We start from the raw sequence: 20,310 nt of genomic DNA, 5'->3' as shown, positions 1-20,310 counted from the left end.
GCTCTTGGCTAAGCCTTAAAACTAAAGAAATCGAGCTGTTGCACCAGAGGTAATCAATTGAACAAAACGATAGCGCAGCGATTAGGCGAGCGCCCAGCAACCCACCGACACGACGCTTGAAGCCTCCAGCCTAAAACGAGTAATTAACCCCAACGGAATAAAACGCGCCATTAAAGCCAAATGGCGCACTGCGGCGGGAGTAACGAAACACCGTATCAATGGCCATATCTTCGGCGCCGGGGCTGGATTCAAATAAACCGCCCCGTGAACTCGTGTTATTAACCTGATCGGGGGTAACGTCAAAAACATTATTGCCCATGGCGTACAGTTCAATCCCATCGGTGACGAAGTAACCCAGCCGAACATCGGTAAGCCACTCGGCACTGTAGGTTTGCGCACTGCTATCAAGCACGGTGTATTCACCATAGCGATTAACGCTTAGACTGGCGCGTAAGTCGCCCAGTAAATAATCGGCGCTCAAAGACACCCGGTCTTTGGGTTGCCATGACTCAATAATAGAAATATCTTGCGCGCTAAACACTAGCGTCGGGTCAACACTAGACAGTGCGCCATCGCGGGGAACATAGGTGCTGGTAACCTCGGTATCGGTATAATTCGCCGCCAAGGTCAAATCCAGGTTGCCTCGCAAAAAGTCGATGCCGCTGTAGCTAGAAACAATATCCACCCCGCGGGTTTCAGTGTCGGCGCCATTTAAAAAGAACTGAGCGGCGGCAACATTGGCCTCAGCCAGCGCGTTGCTCAGCAAGCCGTCGCCAGGGTCATCGGCCGCGGTTAACTGGTTGCTAATACCGATACGGTCATCAATATTGATCGCGTAGGCATCAAGGGTCAGGCTCCAGCGATCGGTAATATGAGTGACAAAGCCGAGACTGATATTTTGCGATTGCTCCTCGGTTAACTCTGGCACACCCAAGCCGCGCACCACAGCACTGTCGTTGCGAAAAGTGCCCACGGTGACCGCACCTTCATCGCGAATTTGCGTACTCACGTTATTAAAATACAACTGCTGCATCGAGGGCGCGCGAAAGCCGGTGCTCACCGAGCCTCGCATCGTAAAGCTATCACTTACATGCCAGTTACTCGCCAGCTTATAATTAACTGTATCGCCAAAACCGTCGTAGTTATCCCAACGCATGGCGGCACTCACCAGCCAGTCATCGGTAATTTGATATTCACCGTCGACAAACAAAGATTGCACATCGCGGCTTTCATCCACCACCGATTCCGGAGCAATACCGTTAAACCCCTGAATACCGCCACCGCTGTCTTGCGCGTACAGTGCCGCGCCGGTTTCTGGGTGGGTGTCGTAGTCAAACCAAGCGTATTGCTCGCCGGCTTTAATCTGGTAGCCATCGCGGCGCAGCTCGCCACCAACCGCCAAGTGAAAATCGCCCAAACTCTGAGTGTAATTGGCATTGAGCGTTTGCAGCTCCAGCTCTAAGCCGTAAGCATCCGCCGCGCGCGGAATCTGCTGGCGCACACCGGCATCGTCCAGCCCTTCGCCAAAGCGCAGGTAATTCGCGTAAGAGTAGTTCGCGCTGTTCTTCGTCGTGTAAGCAATTTGGTTGTTGCCGTAGGTGTAGGCGATATCCATATGAGCATTATTGGCCAGCTCAAACTGATAACCAATATTGTAGGAAACATCGTCAATCTCAGAATAAATTAGCGGTAAAAAACCATCGGGATCAGCGGGGTTTAAACCGTCGGCTAGCAGTGCGCTATCAACTCCGTTCGTGCCGGTTGGGTTGCGATAAAAAGCACCAGATTCGTTCTCACGTGCAGAGTAAGTCACAAAACCATATAGCTCGCCGACACCCACATCGACACCGGCATTCAACACCAGCGCCACCTGGGTCGAGTCGGCATCGCCAATGCGAAATCCATCGCGGGCGGGACCATTAACCTCGCGTTCGGCGTAGCTTGTTGATGGCTCCAGATAACCGTTGCCGTCGCTGTCGTTACAGCCACCGTATAGACAGAGTCCTTGGGGATCGGCCCGATTGGTTCGGCCGCGATCACGATAGTTGGCCGTCATACTAACGTAGCCGCTATCACCGATCGATAAACCCTTATTAATATTTACGTTAACCGTTTCGCCATCGCCCTCGGTGTACTGACCGTAAGAACCAGACGCACTGCCACCTTCGCTGTTGTCTTTGAGCACAATATTGATAATACCGGCGATTGCATCCGAGCCATATTGCGCTGCCGCACCGTCGCGCAAAATCTCAATATTTTTAATGGCCGCTGCGGGGATGGCGTTCATATCGGTACCGGCCGTACCGCGACCAACCGAGGTATTAATATGAATAAGAGATGCCTGATGGCGGCGCTTGCCATTAATTAACACCAAGGTTTGATCGGGCCCCAAGCCACGTAACGTCGCCGGGCGCAACGCATCTGTGCCATCACTAACCGACGAGCTGGGAAAATTAAACGACGGGGCAATCGCCTGCAGCATACGACCCACTTCAACCTGGCCCGTACTGGACAGCGCCTCGGCACTAAAATTATCCACTGGCACCGGCATATCCTCGGCGGTACGGCCAGGGGTCCGGCTGCCAAGAATCACCACTTCCTCCATTTTTGGCATACCGTCATCTTGTGCCAGCGCGCCTAGGGCCGTGCTACCACTAACAAGTGCCACAAACGACGCCAACATGCGTCGGGGAAAATATGTATCAGACATCACCAGCTCCTTCTGAATTGTAATTAGACTCCTGCCATTATAGTTAAGAAAGCAGCCTTCGCTTTTATTACAGCGCCATGAATCGTTAGCCGATTAACAGCGCCTTACGATCACTCAGCTAACGGCACTTTCGCCTTAGGCGGCAATGGCGAAAAATACCCGACCACAAGCAACAAAATGCCAACGGCGATAAACGAGACAATGGCTTCGAGGGTATTGCTATCGCGCATATCCATTAAAAATAGTTTAGCCACCACAACGGCAAGCAATACAGCTGCCACTAACCACGTATTACGCCAGTGCTTCCGGGTAGCAATAAACATAACCGACAAACCCAGCAGCGCCCAAAATATTGTCAAGGCCGCCTGCGCAAGCGCCGAGTTTACAATGGCGTTTAACTCGTAGCTCACGCCACTCCAATGATGCAAACTACGCAATAGCATTGCATTGCACCAAACAAACACTAGCGCCGCGATGACAGCCCAGCCATGCGATCTAGAAACCTTAATGACACCTACCGAGCAGACTTTGCGCCACCAGTAAAACCCGGTAAAAAATACCGCCAATTGCGTGAGGTCTAATGGATTGAGAAGTGGCACATACTGTAAAGGCAAGAAACTTCCCGCACTCGTGGCGCTTATTGCGACGCTCCACAACGCCATAAAGGCCACTAGCGGAGAACTACCATAGATTAAATAACTCGCGTAGTGATCAGTCCAAGGCCATACATTCAGCTTCAAGACACACCACGTAAGCAACAAACTTACCGGGACCAGTGCCAGACACTCCCAGCTATCGGCTAAATTTAATGTATCGACAACAAACCAGACGAGCTCCGTGGTCCCCAGCACGGCAAACAACAGCCAGCCCAACAAGTGCAGCCCCACCGCATTGACGGCGGCAAGAGGCCGGCGATCGCGAAGGTACAATAGCCAGGATAAAACGCAAAACAATGCGAGCCAGCCAGCATAACCCCAAGACTCTCCGGGGTGATTCAAATTTTGCAGCGCCCACCCGGCCGCCAACAACATAAACAATAGCAACCCAAACCCAGTAAAGCGCAGCTCAGACCATTGCAGCTTTAATTCTAAAAACCCTAAAACCATGCAAGACGTCGCGACAAATAATAACATCGCAACATAAACATACATCGGCGCAATATTAGCTAGCGCCTCTTGCGCACCATTTAAAAACCACCAGGTTAACGCCAATAATAAAAGTGGCTGCGAGCACCGCCTAATGACCCGTAAAATATCAGGTGAGCTATGACGTAATAAATAACTACTAACACCGTTACTTAAGGCTAATAATACTCCCCCTAAAAAAACGCTATTAACCAGAAAAGCCTCGCCGTCGCGGTGCCATTGCGCCGCTAAGAAGTACACCCCCGCCAGCACCTGAAGAGCCAAAGCAAACGCCGCCCCCAGCTGACGCCGTTGACGCAAACTAACCCAAAGTACGCCGGCACCCTCTAGCGCCCATACCGACGCAACCCACTCGCCATCTAACGCAAAGGGAATCGCCAATGATAAAAACACCGCCGCTAACGCCAAATACGCCTCAGCCAGCAAACGATACGTGGCCCCGCCAAAGCGCCGACAGAGTATTAACAAGAGACTATAAAAAACTCCCAGTGCAAACGCCGCCCATGCCAACCCGTATTGGTATTGATACACGATGCCCGCCTGTAAACCAAAGCCAACCAAGGGCACACCAAATACTAGCGACGCATCGACGTAGCCTGTTAAGTTTGGCGGCTGACGCCGAGCAAAGAAAATGGCAATGGACACATAAAATAGAAAAAACAGCACCAAGAAGAACTGTGCACTGGGAAGGTTGGCGGGGGTATAGTTAAGAACACCCCAGAGGCTCGCAATAACAAAAGTAAATACAAACCCAAGCAAGTTTAGAATGCGCCAAGCTTTAAACCATGCTATGGCGACAATGCCAGCATTAAGCAGCGCATAGTAACTAAACAGCGTGACATGATCACCCTGTCCGCTAGCGCTTAATATTGGCGCGAGAAAACCACCAGTGACAGCCATCACCGCCAATGAGCGAGCATTTTGCAAAACCGCTAATGCCGCCGATAAAATCACCATTACCACCAATAGCGCAAAACTTATTGACGGTGGAATTAAATGGAACAAACGCAGCGCGGCGAATACCGTAATATATAAAATACCCAGCCCGCCACCTTGCAAAATTAATCCGTAGGTAACACGCATACGGCGCAACCGCCAGCCTATTGCCAGTAAGGCAACCCCCAGAGCGGCCACCGAGCACAGCTTAAGTTGAACCGGTAACACACCTTGCTGATTGGCATAACGCAGCAAAAAAGCAACACCAAAAAACAGCACGATGACACCGACACGAACAATGACATTGCCTTCGGTAAAATAGCGCTTAAGCCACGTTAACGCTCGATCAAAAAATACCGGCGATGTCGCTGTCGCCGTATGCTTCTGTGGGCTTGGTGCACCCTGCTCGCGGGCAAACGCGGCTTGCGGTGGCGGGGTTGTCACAGCGGACTGCGAATCTGCGGGCGAATGGCTTGCCGCTAACGCCTCCGGCTCTAACCCTATTGGGTCTAAGTCTAAGTCCGGCTCAGAAGCCGCCTCTTGCGTTTGATCCTCAAAAGCTCGGGTGGGTATCTCCCGGGCCAATTCACGCAATTGACGTTGCAACGACTCTACCGATTTACGCAGATGACGAACCTGGGTAAATAGGTACAGCAATGCCAAAATAACCAATGCCAGCAGTAACTGCATCTTCCTGTTCCTTGTTCTTTTTTGTCGCGCAAGTCTTTTTACCTGGTGGGCGCCGCGCCAGATTACACCAAGCTCCAGCAGTGCGCATCCTTATCGGTGCGGTGCTCTTGGCCACTGAGCGCTAGGGGGTTTATACTTATAAGCTTTCCCATTCAGCGCAAGGAACACCATGCCCAACAAAGCCATCATTCACACCGATCAAGCGCCCGAGGCAATCGGCCCCTACTCTCAAGCGGTTAAGGTCAATGGCACCGTGTACTTATCCGGTCAGATCCCGCTGATTCCCGAGACCATGGAAATGGTAGAGGGTGATTTTGCCGCCGAAGCCGATCAAGTATTTAAAAACCTAGCGTCCGTGTGCGAGGCCGCCGGTGGCAACTTAAAAGACGTGGTTAAGCTCAACCTCTATTTAACCGACCTGGGCAACTTTCCCATCGTTAATGAAGTAATGACTCGTTACTTTGACGAGCCCTACCCAGCGCGTGCCGCTATAGGCATCAGCCAGCTGCCCAAAGGTGCCCAAGTAGAGGCCGACGGCATTATGGTCACCGCCGGCTAACAGACTTCATAGGGGCGCCGCTTAAGCAATAATCGTATCGGTCGCACCCAACAGCTCGGCAAAACCCTCGCGATAATCGCGGTAGCGCAATTGATAACCGCTGGCACACAGCCGGCGATTATCAATGCGCTTGTTCATGCCTTCCGCCGGTACTGAGGCGGGCAAGCTCACCCCCAAGCAATCGGCTATATAAGTCACCACCTCGGCGTAGGGGACAGGTTCGCTGTCGCTGACCAAATACAACGGTTGCGGCTCGGGTACATCGCGCAGCAAGTAGGCCATAAACCCCGCCGCATCATCGGCGTGAATACGGTTAGTCCAGGAGGGTTTCGGCGCGGCGTTCCCGTGCCGGACACGATCTATCAAGCGGCTGCGGCCCGGCCCATAGATACCCGACAAGCGCAGCACACTCAGCGGCAGATTAGCGTCACGCAGTACCTGCTCGGCCGCCAACACCTGTTCACCGTTAAAGCGGGCCGGCTGAGGGGGTGTCGTCTCATCGACCCACTCAGCGTTATTCTCGCCATAAACCGCGGTGCTAGAGACAAACAACACCCTGCGCGGCATTTTACCTGCCGCCGCAAGCGCGCGGACTAAGCTCTGGCAAGGCACCACGTAACCCGTGTGATAGCCGGACTCGCTGCGTTCAGCGGGGGTTAGGGTCAGCACGATATGGTCAAAACCTTCGGCCAGCAGTGCCGTCATAGCGCGTTCGTCAGAGGCATCTAACGCGCGGTATTGCAGCTCATCCGTCGCTTTCGGCGGATTGCGGCGCCCCCCCGTAACGGCCATGCCGCTCCCGGCCAACTGCCCTGCCAAACGTCGCCCGAGATCGCCACAACCGATTATTAATAGTTTTTCGCTATCCATTTTGCTAGTGTACTCATCAAGATACTTTTATTCCCGATAGGAACCTGAACCATGACTTTGACAGAATTGCGCTATATCGTCACCTTGGCTCAGGAGCAACACTTTGGTCGCGCCGCCGAGCGCTGCTTTGTCAGCCAACCCACCTTGAGCATCGCAGTCAAAAAACTCGAAGAAGAGCTGGGCGTCTCTTTATTTGAGCGCTCTAAATCACGGGTATCGGCCACTCCTTTAGGCGAAAAAATCGTGGCTCAAGCCAATTTAGTGCTAGAGCAGTCGGCCGCCATTAAAGATATCGCCAATGAGGGCAAAGACCAGCTCTCCAGCCCGCTGAGCATCGGCGCTATCTTTACCATTGGGCCTTATTTGCTGCCGAGTTTTATCCCCGAGCTGCAAAAAGAAGTGAGCAAAATGCCACTGTACGTCGAGGAGAGCTACACCGGCACCCTGCGCACCAAGCTGCGCAAAGGCGAGCTGGACGTGATTATCGTGGCGCTGCCCTTTACCGAGGCCGATGTAGTAACGCAACCGCTGTACGACGAGCCCTTTGTGGTGCTCATGCGCAAAGATCACCCCTTGGCGCAAAACGATACGATCGACCCTACCGCACTGGACTCAGAAGAAGTCCTGTTACTGGGCGAGGGCCACTGTTTTCGCGATCAGGTGCTGGAGACGTGCCCACACCTTAAAGCATCCGTCGAAGGGCACAGTGGTGGCGTACGCACAGCGGCCGAGGGCAGCTCACTCGAGACTTTGCGCCACATGGTAGCGTCGGGGCTCGGCATCACTATTTTGCCCGTCTCCGCCGCCGGCATAAGCCGCTACAGCGAAGAGGTACTGGTAACCAGGCCCTTTAACGACCCAGCCCCCAGCCGCACCGTAGCGCTGGCCTGGCGGGCAAGCTTTCCGCGTTTTAAAGCAGTGGATGCCTTGCGCACCGCCATTCGCCACTGCCAACGTGACAACCCCCTGATTAGCCTGCGCAACTAACTGTGAACGGGCAAGCCGACACGCTGGCGAGCCTGCCGGTTACCACCCTATCGGGAGTGGGCCCGGCGCTGGCCGAAAAACTCGCCAAACTCGGGGTCCGGACCGTACAGCAGCTGTTATTTCACCTGCCTTCACGCTACCTTGACCGCACTCGCGTGCAGGCTATCGGGGGCTTACAGCCAGGCATTAGCGCCGTCATTGAAGCCGAAGTACGCGCCGCCGATGTGGTGTACGGGCGGCGTCGCTCTTTGGTGTGCCGAATACAAGACAACACCGGCACCCTTACATTGCGGTTTTTTCATTTTACCGGCGCGCAAAAACAACGTCTGGTCAAAGGCGCGCGGGTGCGCTGCTTTGCCGAGACACGCCGCGGTGCCAGCGGGCTAGAGATGGTTCACCCCGAATACGAGCTGCTGGCCGATGGCGACCATAAACCGCTGGCACAAAGCCTAACCCCCCACTACCCAACCACCGATGGCTTGACCCAACCGCGACTGCGCACCCTTACCCAGCAAGCACTGGCGCTGCTCTCGCGCTACCAACTCGAAGAGCTGCTGCCCGAGCGCGTGCGTAAAACCCTCGAGCAAATACCCCTGGCCGAGGCGCTCGTCCTACTGCACAACCCACCCAAAGACGTCGACCTACACCAGTTGGCAGAGGGCATTCACCCGTTTCAGCAGCGGTTAGCTTTCGAGGAGCTACTGGCCCATCAACTGAGTATGCTGCAGTTTCGCCAAGGTATTCGCAGTCAGCGGGCGCCGCCGTTGCACCCGGCAGCCGAGTTACAACAACAGCTTTTAGCCCAGCTCCCCTTCGACTTAACAGGCGCTCAAGCAAGAGTAAGCGCTGACATACAAAAAGATCTACGCCAGCCCGAACCCATGCTGCGGCTGGTGCAGGGGGACGTCGGCTCAGGCAAAACCGTGGTCGCGGCGCTGGCGACACTGGCCGCCGTGGCGGCGGGCAAACAGGCGGCCATTATGGCGCCCACCGAAATTCTGGCCGAGCAACATCGGGTTAACTTTAGTGCTTGGCTTGAGCCTTTGGGTATCAAACTGGGCTGGCTCAGCGGCAAGTTGGGGCAAAAAGCGCGGCGCGAGCAACTGGCCGCTATCGCCAGCGGCGAGGCTCAGGTGGTGGTAGGTACTCATGCACTGTTTCAGGAAGAGGTCGAATTTGCCGACTTGGCACTCGCCGTAATTGACGAGCAGCACCGCTTTGGCGTCCACCAGCGCTTAGCACTGGGAGAGAAAGGCGCGCGCGGAGAATGCACCCCGCATCAACTCATTATGACCGCGACCCCCATCCCCCGCACATTGGCCATGAGCGCCTACGCCGACTTAGACTGCTCGGTGATCGACGAACTCCCCCCCGGCCGCACCCCAGTCACTACGGCGGTTATCTCCGACCAGCGCCGCGAGCAAATCATCGAGCGCGTACGCGCCGCTTGCGCGGCGGGCCGCCAAGCGTACTGGGTATGCACCTTAATTGAAGAGTCAGAGTCTCTGGAGGCTCAAGCCGCCGAGGCAACGGCCGATAACCTGAGCGAACAACTCCCTGATTTGCGGATTGGCTTGGTTCACGGGCGCCTAAAGGCGGCCGAGAAAGAAGCCGTGATGAGCGCTTTTAAAGCCGCTGAACTAGACTTATTGGTGGCCACCACCGTTATCGAGGTGGGCGTCGACGTACCCAATGCCAGCTTGATGATTATCGAAAATCCCGAGCGGCTGGGGCTATCGCAATTGCATCAACTGCGTGGCCGTGTCGGCCGCGGACGCGATGCCAGTCACTGCGTGCTACTGTACGGCACGCCACTATCGCGCAACAGCAAGGCGCGCCTTAAAGTTATGCGCGAGAGCTCGGATGGTTTTTATATCGCCGAACAAGATTTAGAATTGCGCGGCCCCGGCGAAGTACTCGGCACCCGACAAACCGGCCAAATGGAGTTTCGGGTAGCCGACCTCCAGCGCGATAGCCATTTGCTGGACGCCGTGCGCGAGGCCGGAGAATTAATTATTGCGCGCGACCCCGTGCGGGCCAGCGCCATTATCGAGCGCTGGCTGGGTGGACGTGAGCGCTACCTGGGCGCGTAAAATGTTTTAAGCAAGCACCAACCGAGTGTGACCCAGATCACACTTTAAGTGCAACCGTAGCCGCTGCGTCAAATAGGCTTTATATTGTCAGCAAGGGCGCCGTGCAAACAACGATAGTTCGCCCAATGAGCACAACGACCAGGAGAAATTTCAGTGCCAGTACCTACCAGTGTCGAAACACTGCTCAGCAGTCAAAACATTACTTACGATTTGGCCTCGACCGCCTTTGAGGGCGAAGACCCGCTTATTTGGCACCAACAGCACTTGCGTCAGCAAGGTGCGGCACGCTCGATCCTGCTGCAGGATGACATCGGCCGGGTGCAAGTCGTATTGGGCGCCGACCGGCTATTGGATTTAACCGCCGTGAACCGGCATTTAAACCGCGAGCTGCGCGCCGCCGACGCGAGCGCCCTACAACAGTTTTGCGAAGCGAACCAATTTCAATCGGTGCCAGCTCTGCCACAGGTTGCGGGCCTGCTGACTTTGGTGGATGAACAACTACTCGAGCGCGACAGCTTACTGCTGGACTCGGGCGACGACACCCAACTCATTCGGGTGCACGGCAATGAATTTCAACAAATCTTAAAAGACGCCGTTGTCTGCCAACTATCGGCGCCTTTAGCGCCGCTGGAAGCCGACGACAGCGGCGCCGATGATTTAGCGCAAATAGAGGGCGCAATCAGCAACTTTACGCAGCTGCGTATTCGCCAACGTTTAGAAGAGACTTTAGAGCTGCCGCCGCTTTCGGACACCGCACAGCGTATTATCAAACTGCGGGTCGACCCTAACGCCGACATATCGGATTTAGCACAAATCGTCGAGACCGACCCAAGCCTGGCCGCACAAGTCGTAAGCTGGGCCGCGTCGCCTTACTATTCGGCCCCCGGTAAAATTAAATCGATTCACGATGCCATTGTCCGGGTATTGGGCTTTGATATGGTGCTCAATTTGGCCCTTGGGTTGGCGCTGGGTAAAACCCTGCACTTGCCCAAAGACGGCCCCAGCGGCGAGCTTCCCTATTGGCAGCAAGCGGTGTATATGGCGGCGACTATCGAGGGGCTGGTCACGGCTATTCCCCGCGAGTCTCGCCCCAGCTTTGGCATGGCCTACCTTACGGGCCTGCTGCATAACTTTGGCGCATTGATTATGGCCGAGGTGTTTCCGCCCTATTACGCACAGTTTTGCCGCCTGAGCGAGGCCAACCCTCACGTCACCCCACAGACGATTGAGCGCCATATACTCAATATGAGTCGCGATCAAATTGCCAGTAAGTTAATGGAGTTGTGGTCAATGCCCGAGGAAGTCGTAACCGGGCTGCGTCACCAAAGCAACCCGAATTACCACGGCGAAAACGCTATCTATGCCAAATTAGTGTATCTAGCGCGCATGTTGTTACGCCAGCACAATATCGGCACCGGCCCCTGCGAATCCATCCCCGACTCACTGCTGGATGAACTACAGCTAACCCGTGCCAAAGCCGAGGCCACTGTAGCCAATGTGATTGAATCGTCTGACGATTTAGAGCATATCGCCAGCGCTCTCAACCAAAACTAAAAAGCCAAGCTAGGCGTCCCGGTTGCGATAGCAATCCTCGTCTAGCAGATTCTCGCTCTTGGCCACCACGGTGGTCACAGCGGCGTCCCCGGTAATATTCACGGCGGTGCGGATCATATCCAGCAGTCGGTCCACGCCAATAATGAGCGCAATCCCTTCTTCCACAGGCAAGCCCGCCTGCTGTAACACCATGGCCAAGGTCACCATACCCACGCCCGGCACCCCAGCAGTACCAATTGATGCCAAGGTGGCGGTTAATACCACCATTAAATAACCGGCGATGCCCACATCAATACCGTAGGCCTGAGCGATAAACACCGTCGCCACGCCCTGCATAATTGAGGTGCCATCCATATTGATGGTGGCACCTAGTGGCAGAGTAAAAGAGGCGGCTTTGTTGTCGACCCCGAGCTTGCCCTCAACCGTGCTCATGGTAACGGGTAGCGTGGCGTTGCTGGAGGCGGTGGAAAAACCAAACACCATCACCGGGTACATTTTGCGCAAAAATATGAGTGGGTTAAGACCCGACAGCAGTTTGAGCAAGCCCGGATACACCACCAAGCACTGCAACACTAAAACACCCGCCACCGTTAAAAAGTAAAACAGTAGGTCCTGAAAAACCCCAAACCCCATAGACGCGAACAGCTTGGCCAGCAAGCAAAACACCCCGTAAGGGGCCAGCTGTACCAGCATCATAATCATGCGCAGTACCACATGGTTTAAGTTCTCAAAAAAGCTCGCCACCGGCTCGCCTTTGTCACCACTTTTGGCAATGGCCACCCCCAGCAATACCGAGAAGACAATCACCTGCAGCATATTGCCCTCGGCCATCGCGGCCACCGGGTTGCTGGGGAAGATATTAATAATGGTCTGCTTGAGCGACAGGTCAGTGTCCATGCTGAGCGCGCCAGTCGCCTCTAAATTTAGCCCCAGCCCCGGCCCCAACAGGCTGGCCACCGTAATCGCCAAGGTAATAGCGATGGCGGTTGTGAGCAAATACAGGCCGATGGTTTTAACTGCCAGCCCGCCCATCCGCGCCTGGTTGCCTAGCGTTGCGGTGCCGCACACCAGCGAGACAAACACCAGTGGCACCACCAACAGCTTAAGTGAGGCGACAAAAACCGCCCCGACCGTGTCAAATAAACCCGCAACCAGATACACCTGCACCCAGCTGTCCGCTTCGCGCCCGGTAAACAGGTTAAGCAGCAAACCGATGACGATGCCCAGCACCATGGCCAGTAATATTTTTTTGGTCAGACTCATAAACAATCTCTTACTGCGTGGGGCGCACATTCGTCGCCTTTATTCTTAACCTGCGAGGGTACCCCAGCGAACCGCAATTGTCCTGTGCTGTTAACCCCTACAGCTGCTAAAATGCCGCGTTTAACCCCAGTAGATCGAGGTATCGTTTGACCCAATCGCGCGCGCTACTACCACGCCCGGCAATATCACGCGGCGCGCCTGGCCGGTTTGCCCGGCGCGGGCTAGGGCTTTGGCAGCCGGCGGCCCACACCATTAGCGTGCCCCAACCGTTACGGCACTGGTTGTTTGATGACAGCTCGCTGACCGCCAAGTTACGCAAGCGCAGTGCCGGGCAACTACAAGTACAGGTATTGCGCCAATACTGGGGGCTGCCGACCTTATCGGAGCGCTGCACCCTTAAACAAAGCCGCAGCACCGCCCTGATTCGCGAGGTGTTATTGCTGGGGCCGGATGCCATTCCGTGGGTGTATGCGCGCAGTGTATTCCCCGCCGACAGCCTAACCGGCCGCTTGCGCCATTTACGCAAGCTCTCCAACCGCCCCCTGGGAGGCTTTTTATTTAGCCATCGGCAACTGGGGCGCTCACCCATGCAAATCGCCCAGCTACCACCTCACGAGCGGCTTGTGCCCCCCGTGGTACAGGGAGATGATATGCTCTGGGGCCGACGCTCAAAATTTTTTCTATTCGGTAAAACCTTACTGGTTAGCGAAGTGTTTCTGCCCGCGCTGATCGACTCCCGGACGAGACAACATGATTGATACCATCTGCCATCGCCTAACGCTGTACGCACAACTCACCCGCTTAAACCGCCCGATTGGCTGGCTGCTGGTGTTCTGGCCCACGCTGTGGGGGCTGTGGCTCGCCGCTGATGGTAAGCCGCCGGTGCATCTGGTGATCATTTACAGCGTGGGCGCTATCGCTATGCGCTCGGCCGGCTGCGTGATCAACGACTACGCCGACCGCAACTTTGACGGCCACGTTGAGCGCACCAAAGACCGCGTGCTCGCTACCGGCAAAGTCAGCGTCAAAGAGGCGTGGGCGGTGTTTGCCGCGTTAGTGCTACTGGCTTTTATTCTGGTGCTGTTTACCAACACCCTAACGCTGTATTTGGCCTTTGGCGGGCTGGCACTGGCCTGTAGCTACCCCTTTATGAAGCGCTACACCCATTTGCCACAAGTGGTACTGGGGGCAGCCTTTGCCTGGGGCATACCCATGGCATTTGCCAGCGTGCAAGGTGAAGTGCCCGAACAGGCATGGCTGATTTACTTTACCGTGGTGCTCTGGACCATCGTCTACGACACGTTTTACGCCATGGTCGATCGCGACGACGACCTGCGCATCGGCATTAAATCCACCGCCGTGTTGTTTGGCGATCAAGACCGCGTGATTACCGCTAGCTTGCAAGTATTGGTGGTGCTTGGCTTGCTCTTGATGGGCTCGCGGTTTGAGCTAAACGGCCTGTACTACATCGGGGTGGCCGTGGCGGCAGGGCTGTTTGTCTATCAACAGCGGCTGATTCGCTACCGTCAGCGCGGCCCCTGTTTTAGCGCTTTTCTCAACAACAACTGGGTCGGTGTCGCCGTTTTCGCCGGCATTATTGCAGGTCTAATAAAGTGGTAAAACCTCGCGGTTTTACCCGCAAACTGGCTTTGGCGGTAAAATTTACCGCCGGGCTGTCATAAATATGCAACAATTTAACCATTAAATACGCTTGCAAAGAAGGGGGCGAATCTACGCTGATCGGTTATCAGCCGCAGCCACCGCTTCACTGATTATCCGCAATTGATGGAACATACAGGCAGGCACTATGACAAGTCGCACCATCCTTATCGTTGACGACGAATCCGCAATCCGCGATATGCTGCGTATCGCCCTCGAGATGGCCGAATACCGCTGCTTAGAGGCCAGCAATGCACAGGACGCTCACGGCCTGATCGTCGATGAAAAACCCGACTTGATTCTGCTTGACTGGATGATGCCCGGCACCAGTGGCATCGAGCTGGCGCGGCGCTTAAAGCGCGACGAAGTTACCGCCAACATCCCCATTATTATGCTCACCGCCAAAGGCGAAGAGGACAATAAAATCCAAGGGCTAGAGGTAGGCGCCGACGATTATATTACCAAGCCTTTCTCGCCTCGCGAGCTGGTAGCGCGCCTTAAAGCGGTGCTGCGCCGCGCCGACCCCCACGCCAACAGCCACCAACCCATACAGGTTCAGGGCTTGTGCTTAGACCCATCCAGCCACCGCGTTACCATTAACGAGCGCGAAGTGGATATGGGTCCCACCGAGTTTCGTCTGTTGCAGTTTTTCTTAACGCACCAAGAGCGCGCTTACACCCGCAGCCAATTGTTAGATCACGTTTGGGGTGGTAACGTCTATGTCGAAGAGCGCACCGTCGATGTTCATATCCGCCGCCTGCGCAAGGCGCTAACGGTCGATCAACACGAAAACTTAGTCCAGACCGTACGCGGCACGGGCTACCGCTTTTCGACCAAGGCCAGCTAAAAGCCTCTGATCACGCCGATACAGGACTGACACCATTTTGCTACAGGGATTCAATGCCGAGCTGAAACGCTTGGCCGTTATCTTTATCATCGCCGTTATTATCGGCATGCTAATTGACCAGCTTGCGTGGACCTTGGTGCTCTTTGCCTTTTGGTATATCGGCTGGTGCCTGTGGCAAATGCTGCGCCTCAATATCTGGCTCAACGGCAGTCGCAAAAGCCAACCGCCCGAGGCGACCGGCCTGTGGGGCGACGTATTCGATGCCATTTACCACTTACAGCGGCGCCAAAAACGCGAGAAGAAAAACCTTCAGGCGGTTATCAATCGCGTGCAAGAGACCACCTCGGCCCTTAAAGACGGCGTAATTTTGCTCGACTGGCGCGGTTACCTCGATTGGTGGAACCCTGCCGCCCAGCGCTTACTGGGGTTTTACAACTCAGATCAAGGCCAATCGGTCATTAACTTTATTCGTCATCCGCGCTTTGTCGATTACTTTGAAGCGGGCGATTACTCCGAGCCGCTGGATATCCCCTCGCCGCGCTTTCCCGACAAGCGCTTGCAGTTTCAAATCACCCGTTTTGGTAAAAACGAGCGCTTGATTGTGGTGCGCGATATCACCCAAATTTACCACTTAGAACAAATGCGCAAAGACTTTGTCGCCAACGTCTCCCACGAACTACGCACGCCGTTAACCGTAATTAGCGGTTACTTAGAAACCATGGCCGACAACAATAAAACCCCCACCTGGGACAAGCCGCTGGAGCAGATGCAGCAGCAGTCCAAACGCATGTCGCTGTTAATTAACGATTTGATTATGCTGTCTAAGCTGGAAACCACCGATACCGGGTTTAACCAAAAACGCGTCGAGTTAGAGCCTCTGCTGCAAACCGTAAAGTCCGAGGCCGCCGTGCTCAGCGACGAAAAGCAACAAACTCTCACCCTTGAATGCACCCCCAAGTTATCGATCATTGGCAACGAAAAAGAGCTACACAGCGCGTTTTCTAACTTAGTGGTTAACGCCGTCAAATACACCCCCGAGGGGGGCAAAATTGCCATGCGTTTATGGCGCAGTGGCCCACGTATTTACTATTCGGTCAGCGATAACGGCGTCGGCTTTGACGCCAAACATATTCCGCACTTAACCGAGCGGTTCTACCGTGTGGATGCCAGCCGCAACAGTGGCACCGGCGGCACCGGGTTAGGGCTCGCAATCGTCAAGCATGTATTGCTGCGCCACGATGCCGAGCTGCAAATCAACAGTGAAGTAGGTAAGGGCAGCGTCTTTACTTGCGTGCTACCCGCCAACGACACAACCCTGTCATAATTTTTTAACGACAATCGCCTATCGACGCATCAAATCGGGTTAAACTGTAGGCAAACCCGATCCCTTTTGGCGGAAACAGATAGGCAGCATGAAATTATCGCTATTACTTATAACCCTCTTGCTCATCAGCGGCGCCAACGCGGCTGATACCCCCTCTACGGCAACGTTTAGTGTTAAAGGCCGCCAGTTGTTTGATGCCTGTGGCGAGCACTTCGTGCCTATGGGACCCAATCGCATGGTGTTTTGGCTTGACCGCACCGGGTTATCGAGCTTTAGTGAGATCGCCAAAACCGGCGCCAACACCGTGCGCATCGTCTGGAGTACCGAAGGCAAACCCGCCGAATTGGACGCTGTGTTAAAAAATGCGTTTAAGCAAAAACTGTTTCCTATTATCGAGCTGCACGACGCCACCGGCGACTGGTCTAAGTTGGACTTACTGATCGACTATTGGACGCAACCCGAGATAGCCGCCACCATCGCTAAACATCAGCGCTACACAATTGTTAATATCGGCAATGAAGTGGGCGACAAAGTCGCCCTTGATGCGTACACCAAAGGCTACACCCGCGCCATTACCCGTTTGCGCGAGTCGGGCTACCGTGTCCCCTTAATGATCGATGCACCCGGCTGGGGCAAAGATATCGATACCTTACAAGCGGCGGGGCCAGCGCTGATAAAAGCCGACCCGCAAAAAAATATTTTATTGTCGATCCACATGTGGTGGCCCAAAATGTGGGGCTTTGATGCCGCCCGGGTACGGGCCGAAATGCAAGAGTCTGTCGATGCCGATTTACCGCTCATTATTGGCGAGTTTGGCGATCGCTGGGATGACAGTGAAGGCGGCGCGATTCCCTACCGCACCATTGTGCAAACGGCTCTGGAATTTGACATTGGCTTTTTGCCTTGGTCATGGGGCCCGGGCAATAAACCCCAAAAACATCTAGACATGAGTGACGATGGTACCGTCGAAGGATTAACCGGCTGGGGCCGCGAAATTATGCTCGACGAAACCTACGCCATAGCCCGCAACGCCAAGCGCACCCACTTACAAAATACCGGCGAATGCCCGTAACCGGGCGCGCCAAAAATCGGAGCGACTATGAACCTACCGGAAAATCAGTTGCGCGATAACAAACGCAGTAATTTTTTGCGCCGCAACTACGACAAAGTAAAACACAAATACGCCGGAAAAATTCGCCACAAAGCCATTGAACGGGCGCGCACTCGCATTTATTTGCACGGCCGCAAGCCAGAAGATTACGAGCCGGATGTGCTAGAGGTTATCGTCAAAGAAGAAGAAGACAAAATCATCAGCGAGTATAAATCCCGCGGTATCGTAGCGCTGATTGCCGCGCTGGGCTTGAGCTTGTTTCCGTAAGGCAGAGGGTAGGGCGACGATATGTTTCGGTTTCTCGCTAAGTCGGCTTTAGCCACGGTTATTTGGAAGCGCTACCGGCGCCCCATCGTATCGACGCTAGCGCTGTTTATCAGTTACTTTTTTATCGCCATGGTTCACAGCGATTACGTCTCGTGGGCAACCACCACAGCGCAACACGACAACCTTTGGGCATCGTTTGTGGTTAAGTGGCTAGCGCTCATCGGCATTACACTTTTATATTATTGGTTTAATACCCGCAGCCTAGCAAAAATCAATAACGAAACCGATGCCGAGCGCCACACAAAACCTCACAATAAACAATCGCGCCGTACGGCCCATCCGCCACCCGAGGCGGCAGGCCCAGACCCTTTTGCCAATATTCGCAGCAAAGACAAACTGCGCAGTCGCGCCGATGTCGCCATGGAACAACCCAGACAAAACCACAAACACCACTAAGGACTTTCATGAGTTTAACTAAGCGCGTGATAATAAGCGCTCTACTGCTTTTGGTTAGCCAGTTGTCAGCGGCGAGAACCGCCGACCAACAAGCACTCGCTCTGTTCGAGCAGTTTTTTGAAGAGCAAGTATCTCTTAGCCCTATGTACCAAACCCATTTAGGGCGCAAAACCCACTATGGCGAATGGGACGATATTAGCTCCGCGCAAAGTGCGCTGTATCACAGACTCAACCAGGATCAACTCACCCGATTAAACGAACTCGACAGCAGCAAACTCAATGCCGATAACCAGTTCAGTGTCGAGTTAATGCGCTTCGAACTTGAGCAAGATATTAATAGTTACCAATGGCGCGATTACAACTACCCGGTCAACCAGATGTTTGGCCTACACGCCACCGTCGTTTCGTTTTTGATCAACTCACACCAAATTACTAACGTCGATGATGCGACCGCTTATATCTCGCGCCTGCAAGGGGTTAAGCCGTTACTGGAACAATTAAGCGTTAACCTTAAGCGCCGTGCACAAAAGGGCATCTTGGCTCCGGCTTTTGTCTACCCACAAGTGCGCAGCGACATCGTCAATATCACGACCGGCAAACCATTTAATCAAGACGCCAGTGAGTCGAGCCCGCTCCTGGCCGACTTTACGCGCAAAATAGATGCGCTTGAGATAACGCCTGAGCGACGCACACAATTACTGAGCGACGCAAACCAAGCACTACTCAAAAGCGTTCAGCCCGGCTACCAACAGCTGTTAACGGTGTGGGACAAACTGGCCGAACAAGCTGACACCCGTGACGGTGTGTGGAAGTTTCCCCAAGGCGATGCCTACTATCAGTTCGCACTAGCGAACATCACAACCACCGACATGAGTGCCGACGAAATCCACCAGCTGGGACTGGCCGAAGTTGCGCGCATTCACGCCGAGATGGAGCATATTAAAAAGGCCGTAGGCTTCGCTGGCAGCTTGCCGGAGTTTTATAAAAAGTTGCAGGACGACCCCGAACTCTACTACCGCGACAGCGACGCAGGCCGAGCGCAGTACCTTAGAGACACCCGCGTCCTGATCGACACTATGCGCGACCGCTTGCCCGAGCTATTTGGTCACTTACCTAAAGCCGATCTACGCGTAAAAGCGGTGGAGCCGTTTCGCGAGAAGTCGGCCGGTAAAGCCTTTTACCAATCGCCTGCCGCCGACGGCTCGCGCCCGGGTATTTATTACGTCAATCTGCACGACTTAAGTGCCATGCCCCGCTACCAAATGGAGGCACTCGCTTACCACGAGGCCTTGCCCGGCCACCACATGCAAATTGCCATTGCCCAAGAGCTTGCCGATTTACCGGCGTTTCGCCGCCACGGCGGCTACACCGCCTACACCGAAGGCTGGGGCCTGTATGCCGAGCAAGTGCCCAAGGAAATTGGCCTTTACGCCGATCCATACTCTGACTTTGGTCGCTTAAGTTTTGAGCTATGGCGCGCCGTGCGTTTGGTGGTAGATACCGGCATCCACCACTTAAAATGGACCCGCGAGCAAGCCATTGATTACTTTGTCGCTAACACGCCCATGATTCGCGATGACGCGCGCCGCGAGGTCGAGCGCTATATCGTTATGCCGGGTCAAGCCACCAGCTATAAAATCGGCATGAACGCCATACTTGCGCTGCGTACTCAAGCCCAAAGGGAACTAGGCGAAGACTTCTCCCTCAAAGCCTTTCACGATCAAATATTGGGGGCCGGCGCGCTGCCATTAAGCATTCTGGCGCGGCGCATACAACGCTGGATAGCACCCCGCGCGGACGAGCCGCAATGACGGTGATACAATTGCCGACCTATTCGCA

General features: G+C 54.6%; 16 protein-coding genes. 12 read left to right on the top strand and 4 right to left on the bottom strand.

Annotation, left to right across the window (positions count from 1 at the left end; translation table 11 throughout):
• Positions 1-130: 130 nt before the first annotated feature.
• Positions 131-2,710: a TonB-dependent receptor gene (locus AACY82_RS09950; protein ID WP_339616659.1), complete on the bottom strand. Its 2,580-nt coding sequence runs from the start codon at positions 2,708-2,710 to the stop codon at positions 131-133.
• 110 nt (positions 2,711-2,820) lie between these two features.
• A complete protein-coding gene (locus tag AACY82_RS09945; RefSeq protein WP_339616658.1) occupies positions 2,821-5,481 on the bottom strand; it encodes a DUF2339 domain-containing protein in 2,661 nt (886 codons plus the stop codon).
• A 169-nt stretch (positions 5,482-5,650) separates the two neighbouring features.
• Here AACY82_RS09945 and AACY82_RS09940 point away from each other — a divergent pair, with 169 nt between their 5' ends.
• A complete protein-coding gene (locus AACY82_RS09940; protein WP_339616657.1) occupies positions 5,651-6,040 on the top strand; it encodes a RidA family protein in 390 nt (129 codons plus the stop codon).
• 21 nt (positions 6,041-6,061) lie between these two features.
• On the opposite strand, the gene AACY82_RS09935 is transcribed toward AACY82_RS09940, so the two are convergent.
• Entirely contained in the window at positions 6,062-6,910 is an 849-nt protein-coding gene (locus AACY82_RS09935) for an SDR family oxidoreductase (RefSeq protein WP_339616656.1), read from the bottom strand.
• Positions 6,911-6,961: 51 nt separating this feature from the next.
• Here AACY82_RS09935 and AACY82_RS09930 point away from each other — a divergent pair, with 51 nt between their 5' ends.
• The 3 genes from AACY82_RS09930 (at position 6,962) to AACY82_RS09920 (ending at position 11,544) form a co-directional block, all read left to right on the top strand.
• The gene (locus AACY82_RS09930) at positions 6,962-7,897 is read left to right on the top strand and encodes a LysR substrate-binding domain-containing protein (protein ID WP_339616655.1); all 936 of its coding nucleotides are present in this window, start codon (positions 6,962-6,964) and stop codon (positions 7,895-7,897) included.
• Between the two features lie 2 nt (positions 7,898-7,899).
• Positions 7,900-9,990: an ATP-dependent DNA helicase RecG gene (gene recG, locus AACY82_RS09925; protein WP_339616654.1), complete on the top strand. Its 2,091-nt coding sequence runs from the start codon at positions 7,900-7,902 to the stop codon at positions 9,988-9,990.
• Between the two features lie 153 nt (positions 9,991-10,143).
• The gene (locus tag AACY82_RS09920; protein ID WP_339616653.1) at positions 10,144-11,544 is read left to right on the top strand and encodes an HDOD domain-containing protein; all 1,401 of its coding nucleotides are present in this window, start codon (positions 10,144-10,146) and stop codon (positions 11,542-11,544) included.
• Between the two features lie 9 nt (positions 11,545-11,553).
• On the opposite strand, the gene AACY82_RS09915 is transcribed toward AACY82_RS09920, so the two are convergent.
• Positions 11,554-12,807, bottom strand: coding sequence for a dicarboxylate/amino acid:cation symporter (locus AACY82_RS09915; protein ID WP_339616652.1), 1,254 nt, complete (start codon positions 12,805-12,807; stop codon positions 11,554-11,556).
• A 146-nt stretch (positions 12,808-12,953) separates the two neighbouring features.
• On the opposite strand from AACY82_RS09915, the gene AACY82_RS09910 reads away from it, so the two are divergent.
• The 8 genes from AACY82_RS09910 (at position 12,954) to AACY82_RS09875 (ending at position 20,282) form a co-directional block, all read left to right on the top strand.
• Positions 12,954-13,565, top strand: coding sequence for a chorismate lyase (locus tag AACY82_RS09910; protein ID WP_339616651.1), 612 nt, complete (start codon positions 12,954-12,956; stop codon positions 13,563-13,565).
• On the top strand, positions 13,558-14,427 hold the full coding sequence (ubiA, locus tag AACY82_RS09905; protein WP_339616650.1) for a 4-hydroxybenzoate octaprenyltransferase: 870 nt from the start codon (positions 13,558-13,560) through the stop codon (positions 14,425-14,427). The genes AACY82_RS09910 and ubiA overlap by 8 nt, the downstream gene beginning before the upstream one ends.
• 187 nt (positions 14,428-14,614) lie before the next feature.
• A complete protein-coding gene (gene phoB / locus AACY82_RS09900; RefSeq protein ID WP_339616649.1) occupies positions 14,615-15,313 on the top strand; it encodes a phosphate regulon transcriptional regulator PhoB in 699 nt (232 codons plus the stop codon).
• Positions 15,314-15,350: 37 nt separating this feature from the next.
• Positions 15,351-16,637 carry a phosphate regulon sensor histidine kinase PhoR gene (gene phoR, locus AACY82_RS09895; RefSeq protein ID WP_339616648.1) on the top strand — a complete coding sequence of 429 codons (1,287 nt, stop codon included), beginning with the start codon at positions 15,351-15,353 and terminating at the stop codon, positions 16,635-16,637.
• An 88-nt stretch (positions 16,638-16,725) separates the two neighbouring features.
• Entirely contained in the window at positions 16,726-17,709 is a 984-nt protein-coding gene (locus AACY82_RS09890; RefSeq protein ID WP_339616647.1) for a cellulase family glycosylhydrolase, read from the top strand.
• Between the two features lie 27 nt (positions 17,710-17,736).
• The gene (locus tag AACY82_RS09885) at positions 17,737-18,015 is read left to right on the top strand and encodes a dihydrouridine synthase (RefSeq protein ID WP_339616646.1); all 279 of its coding nucleotides are present in this window, start codon (positions 17,737-17,739) and stop codon (positions 18,013-18,015) included.
• Positions 18,016-18,036: 21 nt separating this feature from the next.
• Positions 18,037-18,471 (top strand): hypothetical protein, encoded by a 435-nt coding sequence (locus AACY82_RS09880; RefSeq protein ID WP_339616645.1) that lies wholly within the window; start codon positions 18,037-18,039, stop codon positions 18,469-18,471.
• Positions 18,472-18,479: 8 nt separating this feature from the next.
• A complete protein-coding gene (locus AACY82_RS09875; protein WP_339616644.1) occupies positions 18,480-20,282 on the top strand; it encodes a DUF885 domain-containing protein in 1,803 nt (600 codons plus the stop codon).
• Positions 20,283-20,310: the final 28 nt, after the last annotated feature.

This window comes from uncultured Gilvimarinus sp., from assembly GCF_963972205.1.
GTDB lineage: Bacteria > Pseudomonadota > Gammaproteobacteria > Pseudomonadales > Cellvibrionaceae > Gilvimarinus > Gilvimarinus japonicus.
This window is presented reverse-complemented; position numbering and strand designations above follow the sequence as displayed.